Genomic DNA, 17,971 nt, shown 5'->3' with positions numbered 1-17,971 from the left:
CAACTGAGATTAACTATGCTGACTCTGCTTCATCTGCTTTCTTCTGTCGCCCTGCTGGTGTGGGGAACACACATTGTTCGCACCGGTATCATGCGTGTTTACGGTGCCGATCTGCGCCGGGTTCTGAGCGCCAGTATCCAGAAAAAACCCACGGCTTTTATCGCCGGTATTGGTGTCACGGCGCTAGTACAGAGCAGTAATGCTACCGCGTTACTGGTTATCTCATTTGTATCGCAGGGGCTTATCTCCTTGTCGCCGGCCTTAGTGATTATGTTAGGGGCAGATGTCGGGACGGCGCTGATGGCCCGGGTGCTGACATTTGATCTCTCCTGGCTCTCACCGTTGCTAATCCTGGGTGGGGTTATTGTTTTCCTCGGCCAGCGCAAAAGTCGGATTGGTCAGATGGGGCGGGTAGGCATCGGTCTCGGGTTGATTATTCTGGCACTGCAACTGATTGTCACTGCCGCCGGGCCGATTACGCAAGCAACCGCCGTGCAAGCCATTTTTTCATCTCTGACCGGTGATACCATTCTGGCATTATTGATTGGCGCACTGTTCGCCATGATCAGTTATTCCAGTCTGGCCGCAGTATTGCTGACCGCCACACTGGCCGCTACCGGTTTAGTTCCGCTAAATATCGCCCTCTGTATTGTGATTGGCTCTAATCTGGGCAGTGGTTTGCTGGCACTGATCAGCAGCCGTGGGCAGAATGCCATCTCCCGACAAGTGGTGCTGGGCAGCCTACTGTTTAAAGTGATCGGCTGTATTTTAGTCCTCCCTTGGGTCAATATGTTAGGGCAATGGCTCATTAGCCGTAATTTGCCCGCCGCCGAAGTGGTCATTTACTTCCACGTATTTTATAACCTGCTGCGCTGCTTGTTGATGCTGCCATTTGTTGGAGTGATGACTCGTATCTGTAGCCGATTAGTCAGCGATGACCAAACTACCCTACAACCCTCGGCCCCGCGCTATCTTGATATTACCGCCATCGATACACCTTCGTTAGCCTTAGCAAACGCAGTGCGGGAAACCCTGCGAATGGGTGATGTGCTGGAGCAGATGCTGGTGCGGTTTAAAGAAGTACTGGAGGGGAATAAACAGCAAAAGCATGAAGTCAGTTTGTTGGAAGATGAAGTCGACATGCTGTATAGCGCCATTAAGCTCTATTTAGCGCAAATCCAGCAGGATGAGTTGGGTGAGATTGATTCCCGTCGTTGGGCTGAAATTATTGATACGGCGGTTAATCTGCAACAAGCCGGCGATATTATTGGCCGCATGACTGCTGATGTGGCAGCCAAGTCACTCAATGCTCGTAAGCCATTTTCGGCCGAGGGGTTTGAAGAGTTAAATACCCTGCACACCCGTCTGGTAGCCAATCTGGATTTAGGAATGTCGGTGTTTTTATCCCGCGATATCAATAACGCCAAACGCCTACGCCGTGCCAAGCATCGTTTCCGTTTATTAAACCGCCGCTATTCTCACTCTCACGTTGAACGCCTGCATCAACAAAATGTGCAGAGTATTGAAACCAGCAGTCTGCACATGGGGCTATTAGGTGATATGAAACGTTTGAATTCACTGTTCTGCTCAACCGCATACCATGTGTTAGAAGTGCAGGAAGAGGCATTAGATTAAGGTAATAGCGGGGTTTACATTGAGGAGGGGGGCTATATACCCCCTCCCCTGATAAGTTATTTAGCGGCAAACAAGCAGATAGTTCGGGTTAACTCATACGATTTTACAAAGGAGCTAATTGGCAAAAATTCAAACGGTGAATGGAAGTTATGGGCTCCGGTGAAATAGTTTGGTGTCAATAACCCCTGAGTCGATAACGCTGCACCATCGGTACCACCACGCATTGGGATCACCTTAGGTTCAATATCCAACGCGGCCATGGCAGAGAAAATCAAATCAATCGCCTGGGTATCTTCGCCTATCGAGTTGCTGATATTGCTGTAAACGTCGGTGACTGAATGGCTGATTTTCGCTCGTGGATACTTCGCTGCAATCTGTGTAACCACCTCACCAATTCGCTGTTTGCGTGCCGCGAATAACGCATTATCAAAATCGCGAATCGCAATCTTCAGTTTGGCGTGATTGGGGTTGGCAACCATATCAGTAAACCAGACATACCCTTCCCGCCCTTCAGTATGTTCCGGTGTTTCCTGTGGGTCGAACTGACTGATAATGTCATAAGCTACGCGGATAGGGTTGATCAGCACATTTTTGGCAGACATAGGATGAGCCGTTACCCCAACAATATCAATTTCGGCTGAGGCGGCGTTAAAGTTCTCAAATACCACCTCCCCCAGTTCGCAACAATCAATGGTGTAGGCGAAATCAACATCAAACCGTGCCAGATCCAACGCTTTGGCACCGCGCAAACCAATCTCCTCATCCGGCACAAATGCCACCACGATATCCCCATGGCAATCATCGGCACTCAGGTTCTCCAACAGCGTCATCACCACCGTGACCGCCGCTTTATTATCCGCCCCCAACACGCTGGTGCCATCGCCAAAAATAATTTCTTCATCTTGGTAACGAAGGATTTCCGGGTGCTCTGATGTGCGCAGATAGATACCCTGTTCAGGATTCAGGCAGAGATCACTGCCGGTAAAGCGCAACCGCTGCGGGTGGATATCAGGCGATAAACCAACATCAACGGTATCAATATGCGTAATGAAACCAATTCGTGGTGCGGCGGGTTGGTTGCCGGGTTTACGGGCAGTTACCGTCGCATGGGCATCAATGACGATATCTTCCAATCCTAACTGGCGCAGTTCTTCCGCTAACATTTGCGCCATCTTATGCTGCCCGACCGTGCTGGGTAGCGTCATTGACGCGCCATCACTCTGGCTGCTCACCGCCAGATAACGGAAGAAACGTTGGGTCAGTTGTTCTGAGAGTGCCATTGTCATTTCTTATTCCTTATAGACTTAATTCATATCATCAGCATTGCAGGTAAACAGGGGATTAACTGCCCGCCGGATAGGTATACCCACTCTGGAATCCTAGCGGGATACCCAACCCCCAGAACAGATATAGCATCAGGGTTAATACAATGGTCAGCCCGAGAGTATAAGGCAACATCATGGCACAAAGCGTCCCAACCCCGATTTTAGAGCAATACTGACGGCAATACATAATGATCAACGGATAAAAGGCAAACATCGGTGTCGAGATATTCACCGTTGAGCTAACACGGAAACTGGCCTGGGTCAGTTCAGGGGAGATACCGACTGCCATCAACATCGGGACTAATACCGGTGCCAGAATCGACCATTTGGATGAAGCCGATGTGATAATAATATCTAAGGCGCAAGACAGCAGAATCACCCCAAGAATAGTGAAACCGGCTGGCATTGCCAGGGTGCGCAGGAAATCCGCCCCAGAGATTGCCAACAACGTGCCGATATTGGAATGGCTGAATGAATAAAGAAACTGGGCGCAGAAGAAGCTGAACACTAAAAACGAAACCAATGAACGGGTAATATTTTCCATGCTGCTGGTAACGTCTTTGGTGCTTTTGAAGGTACCGGCACTAAAACCATAAATCAGCCCGGGAATGGCAAACATAAAGAACAACAAGGGTACTATCGCCTGCATAATCGGTGCATCAGGGCGGGTCAGGCTGCCCTCGGGCGAGCGCAATAAGGAATTTTCCGGGTAAAGCGCAGCCGCCAGTCCAATCAGCATCAACAACATGGTCAACCCGGCTTTTTTAAACGCTTTACTCTCTTGAGGTGTCACTTTTTGCAGTTCATCACTGTTGTGGAGCACGCTGAGATCGTCATTTAATGGCATCGACTTAACCAGACGTGGCTCAACAATTTTCTCGGTAATAAACCAACACACCAGAATCACCGCAAAGGTGCTGCCAAAGCTCAGGAAATAGTTACACAACACATTGACGTTATAACTCGGGTCAATTATATGTGCCGCACCTTGGGTGAAGCCCTGCATGATCGGATCGATAATCGATGGCGTGTAACTGGCAGAAAATCCGCCGGCCAAACCTGCGAAAGCGGCGGCGATGCCCGCCAACGGATGGCGACCACTGGCATAGAACATCATGGCAGACACCGGCATCAAAATAACATACGCCGAGTCAGATGCGACGTGACTCACCACCCCGATAAATATTACTGCGGGTGTCAAAATTCGTTGTGGCGTAACGTTAAGCATCTTTTTCAGCATCACCTGAATAAAGCCACTGCCCTCAGCAATCCCGATCCCTAACGTTGCCACAATAGTGATAGCCAGTGGTGGGAAGTTGATAAAATTTTTGACCATAGTGGTAATAAAGGTCACCAACTCAACGGGTGCCAACATATTAGTCACTTTAATCTGATCACCCGTCAGAGGGTGGTAATAGTCGAAATTGATAAATGACAATGCAAAGGAGAGCGCCCAGCACACACCCAATGCATAAATAAATAACATAGTGATATCTGGCATCGCATTACCGATACGCTCGATGGTATTCAGTATTCCGGTCTGCCGGTTTTCCTGCGGTTCTATAGCTGACATATCCTGTCCTTTCCCTGTAAAGCGGCCGAGGCCAAAACGGACAAGAAATACACGAGACTTCCTGTCGCGAGAGAGTGATTGCGGGGTGTGGGAGAAAACAAAGCCAATATCTAACGGGGTGAAAAACTGATAAACCCTGTCAATACAAAACCAAGAGACCAAACTAACTTAATGAATAATATAATATTTTTATATTCAATTTTTTATAACAAAAATCTTAAATCGTCAATTTAATTTCATTACACATTTAATTTAATGCAATATTAAATATCATAATTTAGATAATGATATTAATTTAGCATCGTACAATACAGACAACTCAGCTTAATAAGCTGCCAACAAAATAAATTCAAAATATAAAACCAAAAGAATCAACTACAGCCACCACTGTCATTGATATTTTTCAGTACAGCTTTAACCATAAAAAACGGCACATACCTGATGATATGTACCGCGGATGGCTTATAACGACTGAATTTAATCCAGCCAGTCAGCGAGGATCTGCTGCGTCGTTTTTACTGTGATACGGTTCCCCGGAATGGACAGCTCAGACCAAACCTCATTATGTTGCGCGATAAGCTGCTGAGCCGTGACATATTTCCGGTCCGCAGTAGTATGGGCATCAGAAGCGATGGTCAGAGCATACCCTTTACTGGCGGCAATTTTGATGGTGGTATCAACACAGTAATCCGTGGCACAACCACAAATAGTCAGATGAGTAGCCCCTAGCTGGGCAATAATAGTGTCGAGCGAGGTAAGATAAAACGAATCACACGCTGTTTTGGTAACAGAAATAGCATTCTGCGGGTAATGTAATTCCGGTAGCAGTTGCCACAATTCACTCCCTTGTGTCATTTCATCTTCTGCATGCTGTATGAAAATGACTTGGTCAGCATGGTCGATCAACTGATTAATACGAACGACGCGACCTTCACGATCAAAACGTGGATTAGCAAAAACCCCATTTTGCATATCAATGACAATAACAACATGTTCTCTGGTCACCGCCAACCTCTACAATGTATGTGGACCCGCTGTTAAGCTACAAAGGCCTTAGGGGAAAAGCCTATGCTAAGTTAAAGATCCTGACTTACACAATGGCCTAATCATACAAAACCTAATGAAAAACAACTTGATCTCGACCACCATTCTTCGCTCGGTAGAGCGCTTTGTCGGCTGACTTAATCGCATCATCAAATGAGGTGTCTTTAACATATAAAGCGGCACCGATAGATATCGTAATGTTGAGAGAGTGGTTGTCCGGTGTAATAAACAGCGTATCGCGGATATGTGTAGTTATCCGCACCAAGATCTCACTGGCAATTCTGTTATCTGCGGTATGTATTAACAGCAAAAATTCTTCACCGCCATACCGCGCCAGAAAATCATTTCCTCTAATCACTGACGTTAGTTCCTGGGCGATATCATATAAAATTTTATCACCGGCAGAATGTCCATGATTATCATTAACCCTTTTAAAAAAATCTATATCAATCAAAGCAATAAAGCAGTCCTTATGCGTTTCTCTAAAATTATCCAAATGGTGATTAATACTGAATCTATTAGGTAATTTAGTCAGTTGATCCGTCGAGGATTGGAATTGCAAAATAGAGAATTTACTAAACGTTTTTTGAAAGCGGCTAAAAATAAAATAGAGTATCGAGAGTAAAATAATGCTCATCGCGGATTTAAATATTGAACGGGGAAGGTATCCTAAAGAGATTAGCCGTTCAAAATTCAAAGCAATATTTATACATTGTGGAATGAAAACCGAAAGGAAAAAAGTAGAATATCTTTTATTATCCCAAATTTTTAGCGCTATAGATAAAAACATGAAAGACATAATGAAAATATCATAAAATGGCGACAATCCAAATACGAATACTGTATGGATAGCATAGCTTATCAATAAGGGGATTGGGCCAAAAATTAATGCTGTCAGAACAATAGGACTAATAATTAATCCATAAAGTGTCGTACTGGTTTGGTTATGAAAATCAGCAAGATAGGTTGCAGTAAAACCGGCAATCACGCCCATTAGAATTTTATAATGTAACTGATTAGGTTTTTTTCTGGTAATAATATAAAGATAAGGTAATGATATGCAAAGATAGATAATACAGACCGCATTAAAGGAACTTGTCAAAACACTCTGCATCAATTGGAACATAATATAATCTTCTACACTTAATGAACTCGGCTATAGAAGGCAGGTAGCCAAGTAAACAGAAAAAGGAAAGTTATAACGCGTGCGGATAGGTTTCCTTTAATTTTACGTATTTTCACCATAAAGGAGCGAACTATATCGTAAAAATAATAATTTATAAATAATTATATTTCTCTTGGCCATTTCGTTTAGCATAACGTAAACTTAATATCACTTACGCTAGGTATTATCCCTCGCCATAAGGAGTATAAACAGGATTTAATAATTTAAAAAATACTCGCGAGTGGCAAGAAAAATATCTATTATTCCAGCCACGAGGAAATAAAAAACCAGCCGCTAAGCTGGTTATTATTATTCTGTCGATTGTTAAAATTTGCCGTTAAGTCGTTTATTTTTTTAGTTGCAATGTTGTCATGCAGGTTTGGCTTTCAGCTTGGGTCGCAAAAGGTGATACAGCTTTGAGACCTTGATAACTCACTTCGATAGTCCCCTCAGTATTGCGTGGCAACCACACACCAATAAAACCATTCTGATAGCTGGTCAGTGTATCTTGCAGGATAACTTTCCCAGCTTTATCGGTAATTTTCACATCAAATGCGCTATTCGCCAATTCACCACGACAGCCAGACAAACTGTGATTGAAGCATGGGTGAGTTTGGTTTACATAGGGGGCAAATGAGAGATAGAACTTATCACCCAAGGGGAAAGAATACCGCTGTTGTTCATCGGATAAGGTGAGTTCAGCACTCGTTACCGAAGCTGAATATGCCAAAGGGCGTTCTTGTTTGGATTGATCGATGGTCTCAATCATTTGCTCAGTGGTTTTTCCCGCTAAGCCATGTTGAGCCAAAAATTCCGTTTGTGTCGTCGCCGCGGCGAAATGGCTAAAAGTGACCGCAGCTAAAGCAACAATAGCCAGTCGAGCTGTTGTTGCAAATGTCTTTTTCACTGTCATGGTATCCTTCCAGTAAGAGGAAATGTTCTAGATAAGTTGGAATAATGACTGATAATCTAAACCCTCCCCTTGGGGGAGGGTCAAAGACAGATTTGAATAGAAAGGTAAACCATTGTATAGAAATGAATTTTATTGATATAAATCAAATTAACACTCTGACGTACCCCTCAAAACTGATTAATTAATATCAGGATGTTGTGCGATCAGATTCTTTCTCTTTTTCTCAAGTTCGGCTATTTCTTGATCAATATCGTCAATATTGTGTTCGATATGATCATGGTGTTCCTGCAATATCTCTCTGGCCTCCGCCCGATCAGACGCGGCTGGCGTCGCCCCTTTCAGTGGCATATTGGCAGTCTCTTTCATAAATACTCCAGTAACCAAACCAATAACCGCCACCACCATTAAGTAATAAGCGGGCATAAACAGATTTTGCGTTGTTTCAACCAACCACGCTGCGGCCGTTGGTGTCAGCCCTGCAACCAACACCGACACATTAAACGCGATAGCTAATGCGCTGTAGCGGATATGGGTTGGGAACATTGCGGGTAATATTGAGGCCATCACCCCCGTAAAACAGTTAAGCAAAATAGCCAGGATCAACAAACCACAAAATATCAAACCGATAATGCCGCTATTAATCAAAATAAAGCTGGGAATAGCGAGAATAAACAGCCCAATACTGCCACAAATAACAAAAGGTCTACGGCCAAATTTATCGCTCATTAATCCCATCACAGGCTGGACGAATAACATACCCAGCATGATTGCAATGATAATCAATACACCATGATCTTCAGAATAATGCAGACTATGGGATAGGTAGCTTGGCATGTAGGTCAGTAGCATGTAATAGGTGACGTTGGTGGCAATAACCATCCCGACACAGATAATCAGGCTCTTCCATTGTTTGGTTAAGATCTCACGGAAAGAAACCTTAGGTGGCTCGGCAATATTGTGGCGTGAATCATTATCAATTTTATCGACGTGCTGTTGAAAGGTCGGTGTCTCTTCAAGTGCATGACGCAAATAGATACCGATTAATCCTAATGGCGCAGCAACGAAAAACGGAATACGCCACCCCCACTCAAGGAAACTGGCTTCACCCACAATGCTCGAAATGAGCAGAACGACTCCAGCGCCTAATACGAAACCTGCAATGGAACCAAAATCCAACCAACTACCAAGAAAACCACGTTTTCTATCGGGTGAATATTCAGCCACAAAAATAGCGGCTCCGGTATATTCGCCACCAACCGAAAAACCCTGTGCCAGTTTTGCCAATAACAATAATATCGGTGCCCAAATACCTATCGAGGCATAAGAGGGAATCAGACCAATACAGAAGGTGCTGACCGACATAATAATGATGGTGACAGACAGGACTTTTTGCCGCCCATATTTATCACCTAACGCACCAAAGAATAAGCCACCAAGGGGCCGAACCAAGAAAGGAACGGAAAAAGTCGCCAGTGCAGCAATCATCTGAATACCGGGATCAGCGCCGGGGAAAAATACCTGGCCAAGTGCAAAAGCGACAAAACCATACACCCCGAAATCGAACCACTCCATGGCGTTGCCCAACGCCGCTGCGGTGATTGCCTTCTTCAGTTTTGCATCATCAATGATTGTAATATCATTGAGTTGCATCGGTTTAACACTCTTTCTTCGTAGTCCCATTGTTTCTTCCTTATGTTCCCAATAGCTCCACTGCATAAAGCATGAAAATGATGACGCGGAGTAATACCTGTTAAAAAATTCAAATTTAGTGAGATATTTATAAGAATAGTTGTAAAGCGAGGCGATGTGTAGGATAGAGCGGCCTGCAACATTTAGATAGAATAACTTAACATTATCCAAAATGCATGTTAGATGGCGGATTAAAGGCACATAAAATAGCCATTTCCGCCATTATGTCGTAAATATCCAGCCAGATATACTGCTTATGTTGTCAATGGGTAAATTGGCCTTACCTGCCCGTACAATGCCGGGTTATCGCTTTCATCCTTAAGCTGCACCCCCGATAAATGCCGTTGGAAAGATTGCTCCAACAACCAGGCTAACTTAAAAGCCGCCTGAGGATAATCCAACCCCTCTGGCCGGATATTAGAAATACAATTGCGCTCGGACTCCAACCGCCGCGTGTTCGGCCCCCAAGTCATATAAACCCCCAAACTATCCGGGGAAGAAAGCCCCGGCCTTTCACCAATCAACATGACAACCGCTTTGGCTTGTAAACACTCCCCTGCATCATCCCCTAATGCTACCCGTGATTGATGAGCCAACACTATCGGGGCCAGTGATAAGCCGAGCGTTTGCAAATAAGGTCGTAAGGCCATCACCAAAGGGATTGCCTGCCGATGTACCGCTTTTGATGACAGACCGTCACCAATGACCAACAAGATGTCGGCTTGCTTATCAGGCCATGCACACAACTGTTCACGGCTTTGCGACGATAGCTTTCGGCCAAGATCCGGGCGGCGCAGATAAGTTGCACGATCTGGCGCAGCACTGTTGACGGTAAGTGTCCGTAATCCTGAATCTGCCAGTTGATTAGCAAGATCTTCACTGATAAACGGCTGATGCACAGCATCACGTGCCTGTGCATGTGCCAAACCAAATTTCAACAGCTCTTCAGTCGGCAAGCTTGCTCCTGTACGGCCAAGAGCAATGCGCGCCGCCGTAAACTGACGCAAAGCCGCCCACGAATTGCGATGTAACACCCCATTTATTATCTCATTTCCGCTCATCAGAATGCCCCCATAGGTGGCAACTGTGCTAATAACGGATGATTGGCCGCGGTATCACGCAAGCGCCCCTGAGCATCCATAATATTCATTTTCTCTAGCCACAGACCAAACTCTGGTGCATGTTTCAGACCGAGCAATTGCCGGATATACAACGCATCATGAAACGACGTACTTTGATAATTAAGCATGATGTCATCAGCTCCCGGCACCCCCATCATAAAGGTCAGTCCAGCGGTCCCCAGTAAGGTCAGCAAGGTATCCATATCATCCTGATCCGCCTCAGCATGGTTGGTATAGCAGACATCACAACCGAGTGGGACACCCAGTAACTTGCCACAGAAATGGTCTTCCAAACCGGCACGGATAATCTGCTTACCATCATAAAGATATTCTGGCCCGATAAACCCGACGACAGTATTAGTCAGTAACGGTGAGAAGCGACGAGCAATCGCATAAGCGCGCGCTTCACAGGTTTGTTGATCAACCCCGAAATGGGCATTACCGGAGAGACAACTGCCCTGCCCAGTTTCAAAATACATCACATTGTCACCGACAGTGCCTCGCTTGAGGCTCAATGCCGCACAGTGTGCTTCTTCCAACAAGGCCAGGTTGATGCCAAAACCGGCATTGGCAGCTTCACTGCCTGCGATAGACTGGAACACTAAATCAACCGGTGCTCCGCGTTCAATCAACTTAATCGTGTTAGTAACATGCGTTAATACGCAGGATTGAGTGGGGATCTCAAAGCGGCTTATCACGTCATCCAGCATATAATTAAGTTTTTCTAACAATGGCAAGCTGTCACTGGCGGGATTGATGCCAATCACAGCATCACCGCTGCCATACAGCAGGCCGTCAAGCATGCTGGCGGCGATACCCGGCAAACTGTCCGTGGGGTGATTGGGCTGTAGCCGCACACTTAAGTGGCCGGCAAGGCCAATAGTGTTACGGAATCGGGTAATAACACGGCATTTTTTCGCCACCAGAATCAAATCCTGATTACGCATTATTTTACTTACCGCGGCGGCCATTTCTGGGGTGATACCAGCACTGACTTGCGCTAACACCACACTGTCGGCCTGCTCGCTGAGTAACCAGTCACGAAAATCGCCGACGGTCAGATGCGCTATTGGCGCAAAAGCCTGCGGGTCGTGGCTATCAATAATCAGCCGTGTGACTTCATCCTGCTCATAAGGAATCAGCATTTGCTGTAAAAACGTTTTTAGCGGCAGATCTGCCAGCGTCATACGGGCAGCCATGCGTTCTTCAGCACTTTCTGCCGCAACGCCCGCCAGATAATCGCCCGAACGTGCCGGTGAAGCTTTAGCCATCAAATCACGTAAATCGCCAAAGTGGTAACTACGATGGCTCAGTATTGTCTGGTACATACTGCGTCCCTTAGTTGCACAGGCTGCATAAACAGCCTGAACAATGATGACATTAATAGCAAGAATGGATCACTCGGCAGCACTGAGCTGTGGATCAAATGCGGCAGTAGCGCGTGAACGGTGGGTAAGACGAAAATAAATATAACCGACCAACATCATTCCAGCGAATATCAGAGCCAGCAGCGGGTTGTAATAGATCATCGCAATCAGACAGACAACCGCCAAAACTAACGCCAATGCTGGCGCAAAGGGATAGAACGGCGCGGAGAATGGGCGAGTCAGGCGTGGCTCTGTTTGTCGCAGTTTGAATAATGACAACATTGAGATGATATACATCACGATGGCACCAAACACCGACATAGTGACAATATTTGCCGTCAGTGGCATGCCGCCAATAATAATCAACGAGTCAGAAAAAATAGCACCAATCCCGACAACACCACCGGCCAAAATAGCCAGGTGTGGGGTACGGAAACGGCGGTTTACTTTGGCCAGCGGCTTAGGTAAATAACCGGCGCGGGCCAAAGCAAAAATCTGGCGGGAATAACCCATAATGATGCCATGGAATGAGGCTATCAGACCAAATAGCCCAAGCCATACCAGCATGTGTAACCAACCGCTGTCGCTGCCAACGATAATTTTCATTGCTTGTGGCAGTGGGTCGTTGATATTAGATAGCTTAGTCCAGTCGCCCACCCCACCGGCAAATACCATCACACCTAATGCCAGCACCACTAAGGTCAAAATACCGCCAATAAAGGCGCGCGGAATGGTACGTTGTGGCTCTTTTGCTTCCTCTGCGGCCATCGAAGCCCCTTCAATCGCCAAAAAGAACCAAATAGCAAAGGGAATAGCGGCAAAAATCCCCGATAATGACCCGATACTGAATGTATCCGCGCCAGCCCAACCGCCTCTGACAAAGTTACTGATTTCAAAGCCTGGTGCGACCACGCCCATAAATACCAGCAACTCAAAAATAGCCAATATCGTCACCAACAGTTCAAAGGTTGCAGCAATACTGACACCCAGAATATTCAATGACATAAATATCAGATAGGCCCCAACCGCCACCCACTTTGGGTCAATTGCTGGGAATTGAACATTAATATAGGCACCAATTGCCATGGCAATGGCGGGAGGAGCAAATACAAACTCAATCAACGTCGCAAGACCAGCAATAAAGCCACCCGTTGGGCCAAAAGCGCGGTGAGCGTAAGCAAACGGCCCTCCGGCATGAGGAATAGCGGTGGTTAATTCGGTAAAACTAAAAATAAATGCCGTGTACATCGCGGCCACACCCAGAGCGGTAAACAGGAACCCTAACGTTCCCGCTTGCGCCCATCCGTAGCTCCAACCAAAATACTCGCCGGAAATCACCAACCCGACGGCAATACCCCATAATTGAAAACTGCCCAATGTACGTTTTAATTCCGGTGCTTGTTTCGCCTGTGACATACCTTATCCCTATCAAAGAAATTTAATGGTAATAGTGCGGTCTATGGCTAAAGCAATGTTTGTACCAAATGATAGATAACCGCTGAACAACGGAAATACCCGCACTTTGAGTAATGGGAAAAGGAGATGTAACGGGAGATAGCACTGTATGTGCGCTTTTCCCGCACTTTTTAGAGGCAAATGCACGAAGATGCAGCACCGCGAGGAAGGTACGCCTCATCCAGTCAAAAAAAGCATCGTTTTGCTGCTGGGAGTACAGCACTCACTTTAATTTTCAGAAATAATGCATTCCGCAATGCCATAAACAAGACGTAAATCACAAAATCAATAATTTATTAAAATTAAATATTTGTGACTAACTGCAAATTTAGGCTATTGCATTTTTATAGAAGTGCTAATTTACATAAAATAATTGTGATCACAGTTACTGTTTTTCAGTGTTTGCATTTCATTAGTATCACAGATCACATTTTTTCATCGGTTTGATTAAGCGCGTCGTCAAGAATAAGCTCAATTTCAGTTAATGCCCACGAGAATGAATTAATGGGTCGCCAAGATAAAATAATAATATAAGGACTCCCTATGCAGGCGCTTATCGATTTCTTTCCTGAAAATAGTATTGCGATATATCCTTCCGCCGAACATTGGGAACACGCTATTGATTTATCAATGGCAAGCCTAATCGATAATCATGCGGTTAAACCTGAATATAGTCAGGCGATCAAAGATGCCACCCGTGAGATAGGGCCTTATTATATTTTGGCACCAGAAATAGCCATGCCGCATGCCCGCCCTGAAAATGGCGTGAACCACACCGCACTCAGCCTGACATTGCTGCGTAAAGGCGTGATTTTCGACGCTGACAGTGAACCGGTAAAATTACTGATAGGCCTCGCAGCAAAAGATGCTGACTCCCATATTTATGCTATTCAGGCATTAAGTGAAATGTTCTGTGACGATGAATCTATTACATCATTACTGAATGCAGCCAACACCGAAAATATAAAAGATATCCTTAAGCGTTATTAACCTATTCCGATAATACAATAACAAGGAATTAATATGGCTAATAAATCAATACGCGCCAAAGTACAATCCTTTGGCGGTTTTCTAACAGCAATGGTAATACCTAATATTGGGGCTTTTATTGCCTGGGGGTTTATCACTGCATTATTTATCCCGACCGGATGGACGCCGAACGAACACTTTGGCAAGTTGGTCGGCCCGATGATTACCTACCTGCTACCGTTAATGATTGGTTCTACCGGTGGGCATTTGATTGGGGGTAAACGCGGGGCCGTGATGGGCGGTATTGGCACTATGGGGGTTATTGTTGGTGCTGATATTCCGATGTTTATTGGCGCGATGGTGATGGGGCCACTGGGGGGTTATTTAATTAAACATATCGATAAGCGATTGGAGAAACACATTCCAGCCGGTTTCGAGATGGTAATTAATAATTTCTCCCTCGGTATCAGCGGCATGTTGCTCTGCCTGCTGGCCTATGAAGTGATCGGCCCGGCGGTGATGGAGGCGAATAATCTGGTCAAACAAGGCATCGAAGCACTGGTGTCTACTGGCTTCTTACCCCTACTGGCGGTGATCAATGAGCCTGCCAAAGTGCTGTTCCTGAATAATGCCATCGACCAGGGTATCTATTACCCACTGGGAATGCAGGAAACTGCTATCCACGGTAAATCAATTTACTTTATGGTCGCCTCAAATCCAGGGCCAGGGTTAGGTATTCTGCTGGCTTTCTCACTATTTGGCAAAGGTATGAGTAAGAAGTCAGCACCCGGCGCAATGATTATTCATTTCCTCGGCGGTATCCACGAGCTGTATTTCCCTTATGTTCTTATGAAACCACTGATGATCATTGCCATGATTGCCGGTGCCATGAGTGGCATATACGTCTTTGAATTATTAGGTGCTGGCCTGGTTGCAGGTCCGAGTCCTGGTTCTATCTTCGCGTATCTGGCATTAACCCCTCGCGGTGGTTTCCTGGCTACCTGTGCGGGTGTCTTTACCGGTACTGCGGTTTCGTTCCTGGTGGGTTCCATCATCTTGAAAATGGACAAAGCCACCAGCGAAGAGAGCTTTGAAGAGTCGCAAACCGCCATGAAGAATCTAAAAGCCGAGGGCATATTGGCCAATCACCTCAACAATGATCATCCGGTACGGTTGATAGCCTTTGTCTGCGATGCCGGGATGGGGTCCAGCGCCATGGGAGCAACCACGTTTAGAAAAAAACTGGAGAAAGCCGGTTACCCGATTGCGGTAAAACATTACGCCATCGAAAACATTCCAACCGATGCTGACATCATTGTTACCCACGCCAGCCTTGAAGGCAGAGCACAGGGAGTGACGGACAAGCCATTGATTCTAATTAAAAATTATCTTGGCGACCAGGCTCTGGATATTTTATTCGAGCAATTGACTACAAGTGATAAGCCAAAGGAATCAGTATGAAAACGAAAGTGGCTGCAATATACGGTAAGCAAGATGTCCGCCTACGTGAGTTTGAATTACCCCCGATCAGCGATGACGAATTACTGGTTAGCGTCATTTCCGACAGCGTCTGCCTGTCGACTTACAAAGCGGCTTTGCTGGGTAGTGAGCACAAACGAGTACCGGACGATGTGGCGCAACACCCTGCCATTACTGGCCATGAATGTGCGGGGGTCATTGTTGAAGTCGGTAAGAATTTAGCCACCCGCTATCGTGCTGGTGAACGTTTTGTGTTGCAACCTGCGATGGGGCTACCCAGTGGCTATTCAGCAGGTTACAGCTACGAATATTTTGGCGGTAACGCCACCTATATGATTATTCCCAAGCTGGCTATTGATCTCGGCTGTGTACTGCCTTATCACGGCAGCTATTTTGCCGCCGCATCGCTGGCTGAACCGATGTGTTGCATTATTGGAGCCTATCACGCCAGTTATCACACCACGCAATATGTTTATGAACACCGCATGGGCATTAAGCCCGGCGGTAATCTGGCCCTATTGGCTTGTGCCGGGCCAATGGGAATGGGGGCTATCGATTATGCCATCAACGGTGATATCAAACCGGCCCGCGTGGTGGTGGTAGATATAGATGAAGTCCGTCTGGCTCGTGCTGAGCAACTACTACCAAGAAAACAGGCAGCAGATCAAGGTATCGAACTGATTTACATCAACAGCAGCAAGCTGGATAACCCCATCGATACATTACGTCAACTCACGGGGGATCAGGGTTTTGATGATGTATTTGTCTACGCAGCTGTGCCAGCAGTCATTGAATTGGGTGATGATTTGCTGGCAGAAGATGGTTGCCTGAACTTCTTTGCCGGCCCGACAGATAAGCACTTTAAAGTGCCGTTTAACTTCTATCACGTCCACTACTCCAGTACGCATATTGTCGGTACTTCTGGTGGCTCTACCGGTGACATGGAAGAGGCACTTACGCTTTCTGCCCAGCGACGCATACAACCCTCTTTTATGATTACTCATATTGGCGGTCTGGATGCTGTACCTGAAACGGTGCTCAACCTCCCCCATATACCGGGTGGCAAGAAACTGATTTATAACGGCATTACCATGCCCCTCACCGCCATTGACGATTTTGCCGAACGGGGTAAAACGGATCCATTATTTGCGCAATTAGCCGAACTGGTCGCCGAAACTCATGGGGTCTGGAATGAAAAAGCAGAACACTATCTGTTAGCGCACTTTAACGTGGATATCGGAGTCGAGAGTGAAAACACTGGCATATGATATTTTCCGCACCACCGAACAAGCAGCAATGGCGGCCTGGCCACTGCTCGGCTGCGGTAACAAAAACCTTATTGATGGCGTTGCCGTCAGCGCCATGCGCGAGGCCTTAAATCAGATGACGATGCAAGGAAGCATTGTTATCGGAGAAGGCGAAATTGACCATGCGCCGATGCTGTATATTGGCGAACAACTCGGTGCCGGTGGGCCACCTGTTGATATTGCTGTTGATCCTATTGAAGGTACCCGCATGGTCGCGATGGGGCAAGCCAATGCGCTGGCTGTGATTGCTTTTGCCCCACGAGGAATGTTGTTACATGCGCCTGATATGTATATGCGAAAATTAGTGGTAGGTGCACAAGCCAAAGGTTCCATTGACTTGCGCCGTTCACTGACAGAAAACCTGCGCTGTGTGGCGGCTAAGTTAAACAAACCTTTAAATACGTTACGCATGATTACCCTCGACAAACCGCGCCATCAGCAGGCTATCGAACAGGCCAATGCACTCGGTGTTAAAGTTTATGCTATTGCGGACGGCGATGTGGCCGCCAGCCTGATGACCTGCTTATCCAACGGGCAGGCCGATGTGATGTATTGCATCGGCGGCGCACCTGAAGGCGTTATCTCGGCCTGTGCCATTCGTGCTTTGGGCGGCGATATGCAAGCTGAATTGATCGACTTTTGTCAGGCCAAAGGGGAAAGCGTGACCAATCGGGATATTGCCCTCACGGAGCACCAACGCTGCCAGCAAATGGGGGTTAACCTTAATCAGGTCTATTCTCTGAGCGAATTGGTGCGCTCCGGGCAGATTATTTTTTCCGCAACCGGCATCACTCAGGGTGATATCGTCACCGGTATTAAGGAAAAAAATGGGGGCCAACTTCAAACCCAAACACTTTTGATTAACGGGCTGGATAACACCTGTAATATCATCAACTCCCTCCACTATCGATAATGGTGTTAAGGGTAGG

Annotated in this window: 14 protein-coding genes; 5 read left to right on the top strand and 9 right to left on the bottom strand. The window is 46.3% G+C overall.

Going from position 1 to position 17,971, the window contains the following annotated elements; all coding sequences use genetic code 11:
- The first annotated feature begins 15 nt into the window (after positions 1-15).
- A complete protein-coding gene (locus Q2T71_RS22080; RefSeq protein ID WP_083162515.1) occupies positions 16-1,635 on the top strand; it encodes a Na/Pi cotransporter family protein in 1,620 nt (539 codons plus the stop codon).
- Between the two features lie 56 nt (positions 1,636-1,691).
- Here the strand turns inward: Q2T71_RS22080 and pepT are convergent, their stop codons facing one another.
- The 9 genes from pepT to eat all read right to left on the bottom strand — a co-directional run bounded on the left by pepT (position 1,692) and on the right by eat (position 13,248).
- Positions 1,692-2,921 carry a peptidase T gene (pepT, locus tag Q2T71_RS22075; RefSeq protein WP_372560551.1) on the bottom strand — a complete coding sequence of 410 codons (1,230 nt, stop codon included), beginning with the start codon at positions 2,919-2,921 and terminating at the stop codon, positions 1,692-1,694.
- A gap of 55 nt (positions 2,922-2,976) precedes the next feature.
- A complete protein-coding gene (locus Q2T71_RS22070; RefSeq protein WP_372560550.1) occupies positions 2,977-4,533 on the bottom strand; it encodes an AbgT family transporter in 1,557 nt (518 codons plus the stop codon).
- A 477-nt stretch (positions 4,534-5,010) separates the two neighbouring features.
- Complete coding sequence (locus Q2T71_RS22065) at positions 5,011-5,538, bottom strand: isochorismatase family protein (RefSeq protein WP_372560549.1); 528 nt, start codon at positions 5,536-5,538, stop codon at positions 5,011-5,013.
- A 112-nt stretch (positions 5,539-5,650) separates the two neighbouring features.
- Positions 5,651-6,703, bottom strand: a complete 1,053-nt coding sequence (locus Q2T71_RS22060) for a GGDEF domain-containing protein (protein ID WP_372560548.1) — start codon at positions 6,701-6,703, stop codon at positions 5,651-5,653.
- Positions 6,704-7,088: 385 nt separating this feature from the next.
- The gene (cueP, locus tag Q2T71_RS22055) at positions 7,089-7,649 is read right to left on the bottom strand and encodes a copper-binding periplasmic metallochaperone CueP (RefSeq protein WP_372560547.1); all 561 of its coding nucleotides are present in this window, start codon (positions 7,647-7,649) and stop codon (positions 7,089-7,091) included.
- 183 nt (positions 7,650-7,832) lie between these two features.
- Positions 7,833-9,335, bottom strand: coding sequence for a glycine betaine/L-proline transporter ProP (proP, locus tag Q2T71_RS22050; RefSeq protein WP_372560546.1), 1,503 nt, complete (start codon positions 9,333-9,335; stop codon positions 7,833-7,835).
- A 263-nt stretch (positions 9,336-9,598) separates the two neighbouring features.
- Entirely contained in the window at positions 9,599-10,405 is an 807-nt protein-coding gene (gene eutC, locus Q2T71_RS22045; RefSeq protein WP_372560545.1) for an ethanolamine ammonia-lyase subunit EutC, read from the bottom strand.
- Complete coding sequence (locus tag Q2T71_RS22040; RefSeq protein WP_372560544.1) at positions 10,405-11,793, bottom strand: ethanolamine ammonia-lyase subunit EutB; 1,389 nt, start codon at positions 11,791-11,793, stop codon at positions 10,405-10,407. Before Q2T71_RS22040 ends, eutC begins: the two co-directional genes overlap by 1 nt.
- Before the next feature lie 69 nt (positions 11,794-11,862).
- Positions 11,863-13,248: an ethanolamine permease gene (gene eat / locus Q2T71_RS22035; RefSeq protein WP_372560543.1), complete on the bottom strand. Its 1,386-nt coding sequence runs from the start codon at positions 13,246-13,248 to the stop codon at positions 11,863-11,865.
- 582 nt (positions 13,249-13,830) lie between these two features.
- Between eat and Q2T71_RS22030 the strand changes: the two genes are divergently transcribed.
- From Q2T71_RS22030 to glpX, 4 genes are read left to right on the top strand one after another with little or no spacing between them, the layout of a single operon-like run.
- Complete coding sequence (locus Q2T71_RS22030; protein WP_083162495.1) at positions 13,831-14,277, top strand: PTS sugar transporter subunit IIA; 447 nt, start codon at positions 13,831-13,833, stop codon at positions 14,275-14,277.
- A 33-nt stretch (positions 14,278-14,310) separates the two neighbouring features.
- Entirely contained in the window at positions 14,311-15,717 is a 1,407-nt protein-coding gene (locus tag Q2T71_RS22025) for a PTS mannitol transporter subunit IICB (protein WP_102970533.1), read from the top strand.
- Complete coding sequence (locus tag Q2T71_RS22020) at positions 15,714-17,003, top strand: zinc-binding dehydrogenase (protein WP_372560542.1); 1,290 nt, start codon at positions 15,714-15,716, stop codon at positions 17,001-17,003. Before Q2T71_RS22025 ends, Q2T71_RS22020 begins: the two co-directional genes overlap by 4 nt.
- Before the next feature lie 28 nt (positions 17,004-17,031).
- Positions 17,032-17,955 carry a class II fructose-bisphosphatase gene (glpX, locus tag Q2T71_RS22015; protein WP_372560702.1) on the top strand — a complete coding sequence of 308 codons (924 nt, stop codon included), beginning with the start codon at positions 17,032-17,034 and terminating at the stop codon, positions 17,953-17,955.
- Positions 17,956-17,971: the final 16 nt, after the last annotated feature.

Origin of the sequence: Yersinia sp. 1652 StPb PI, assembly GCF_041538345.1 — a bacterium.
Lineage (GTDB): Bacteria > Pseudomonadota > Gammaproteobacteria > Enterobacterales > Enterobacteriaceae > Yersinia > Yersinia enterocolitica_E.
The sequence above is the reverse complement of the archived record's forward strand: the minus strand, read 5'-3'. Positions and strand labels throughout refer to the sequence as shown.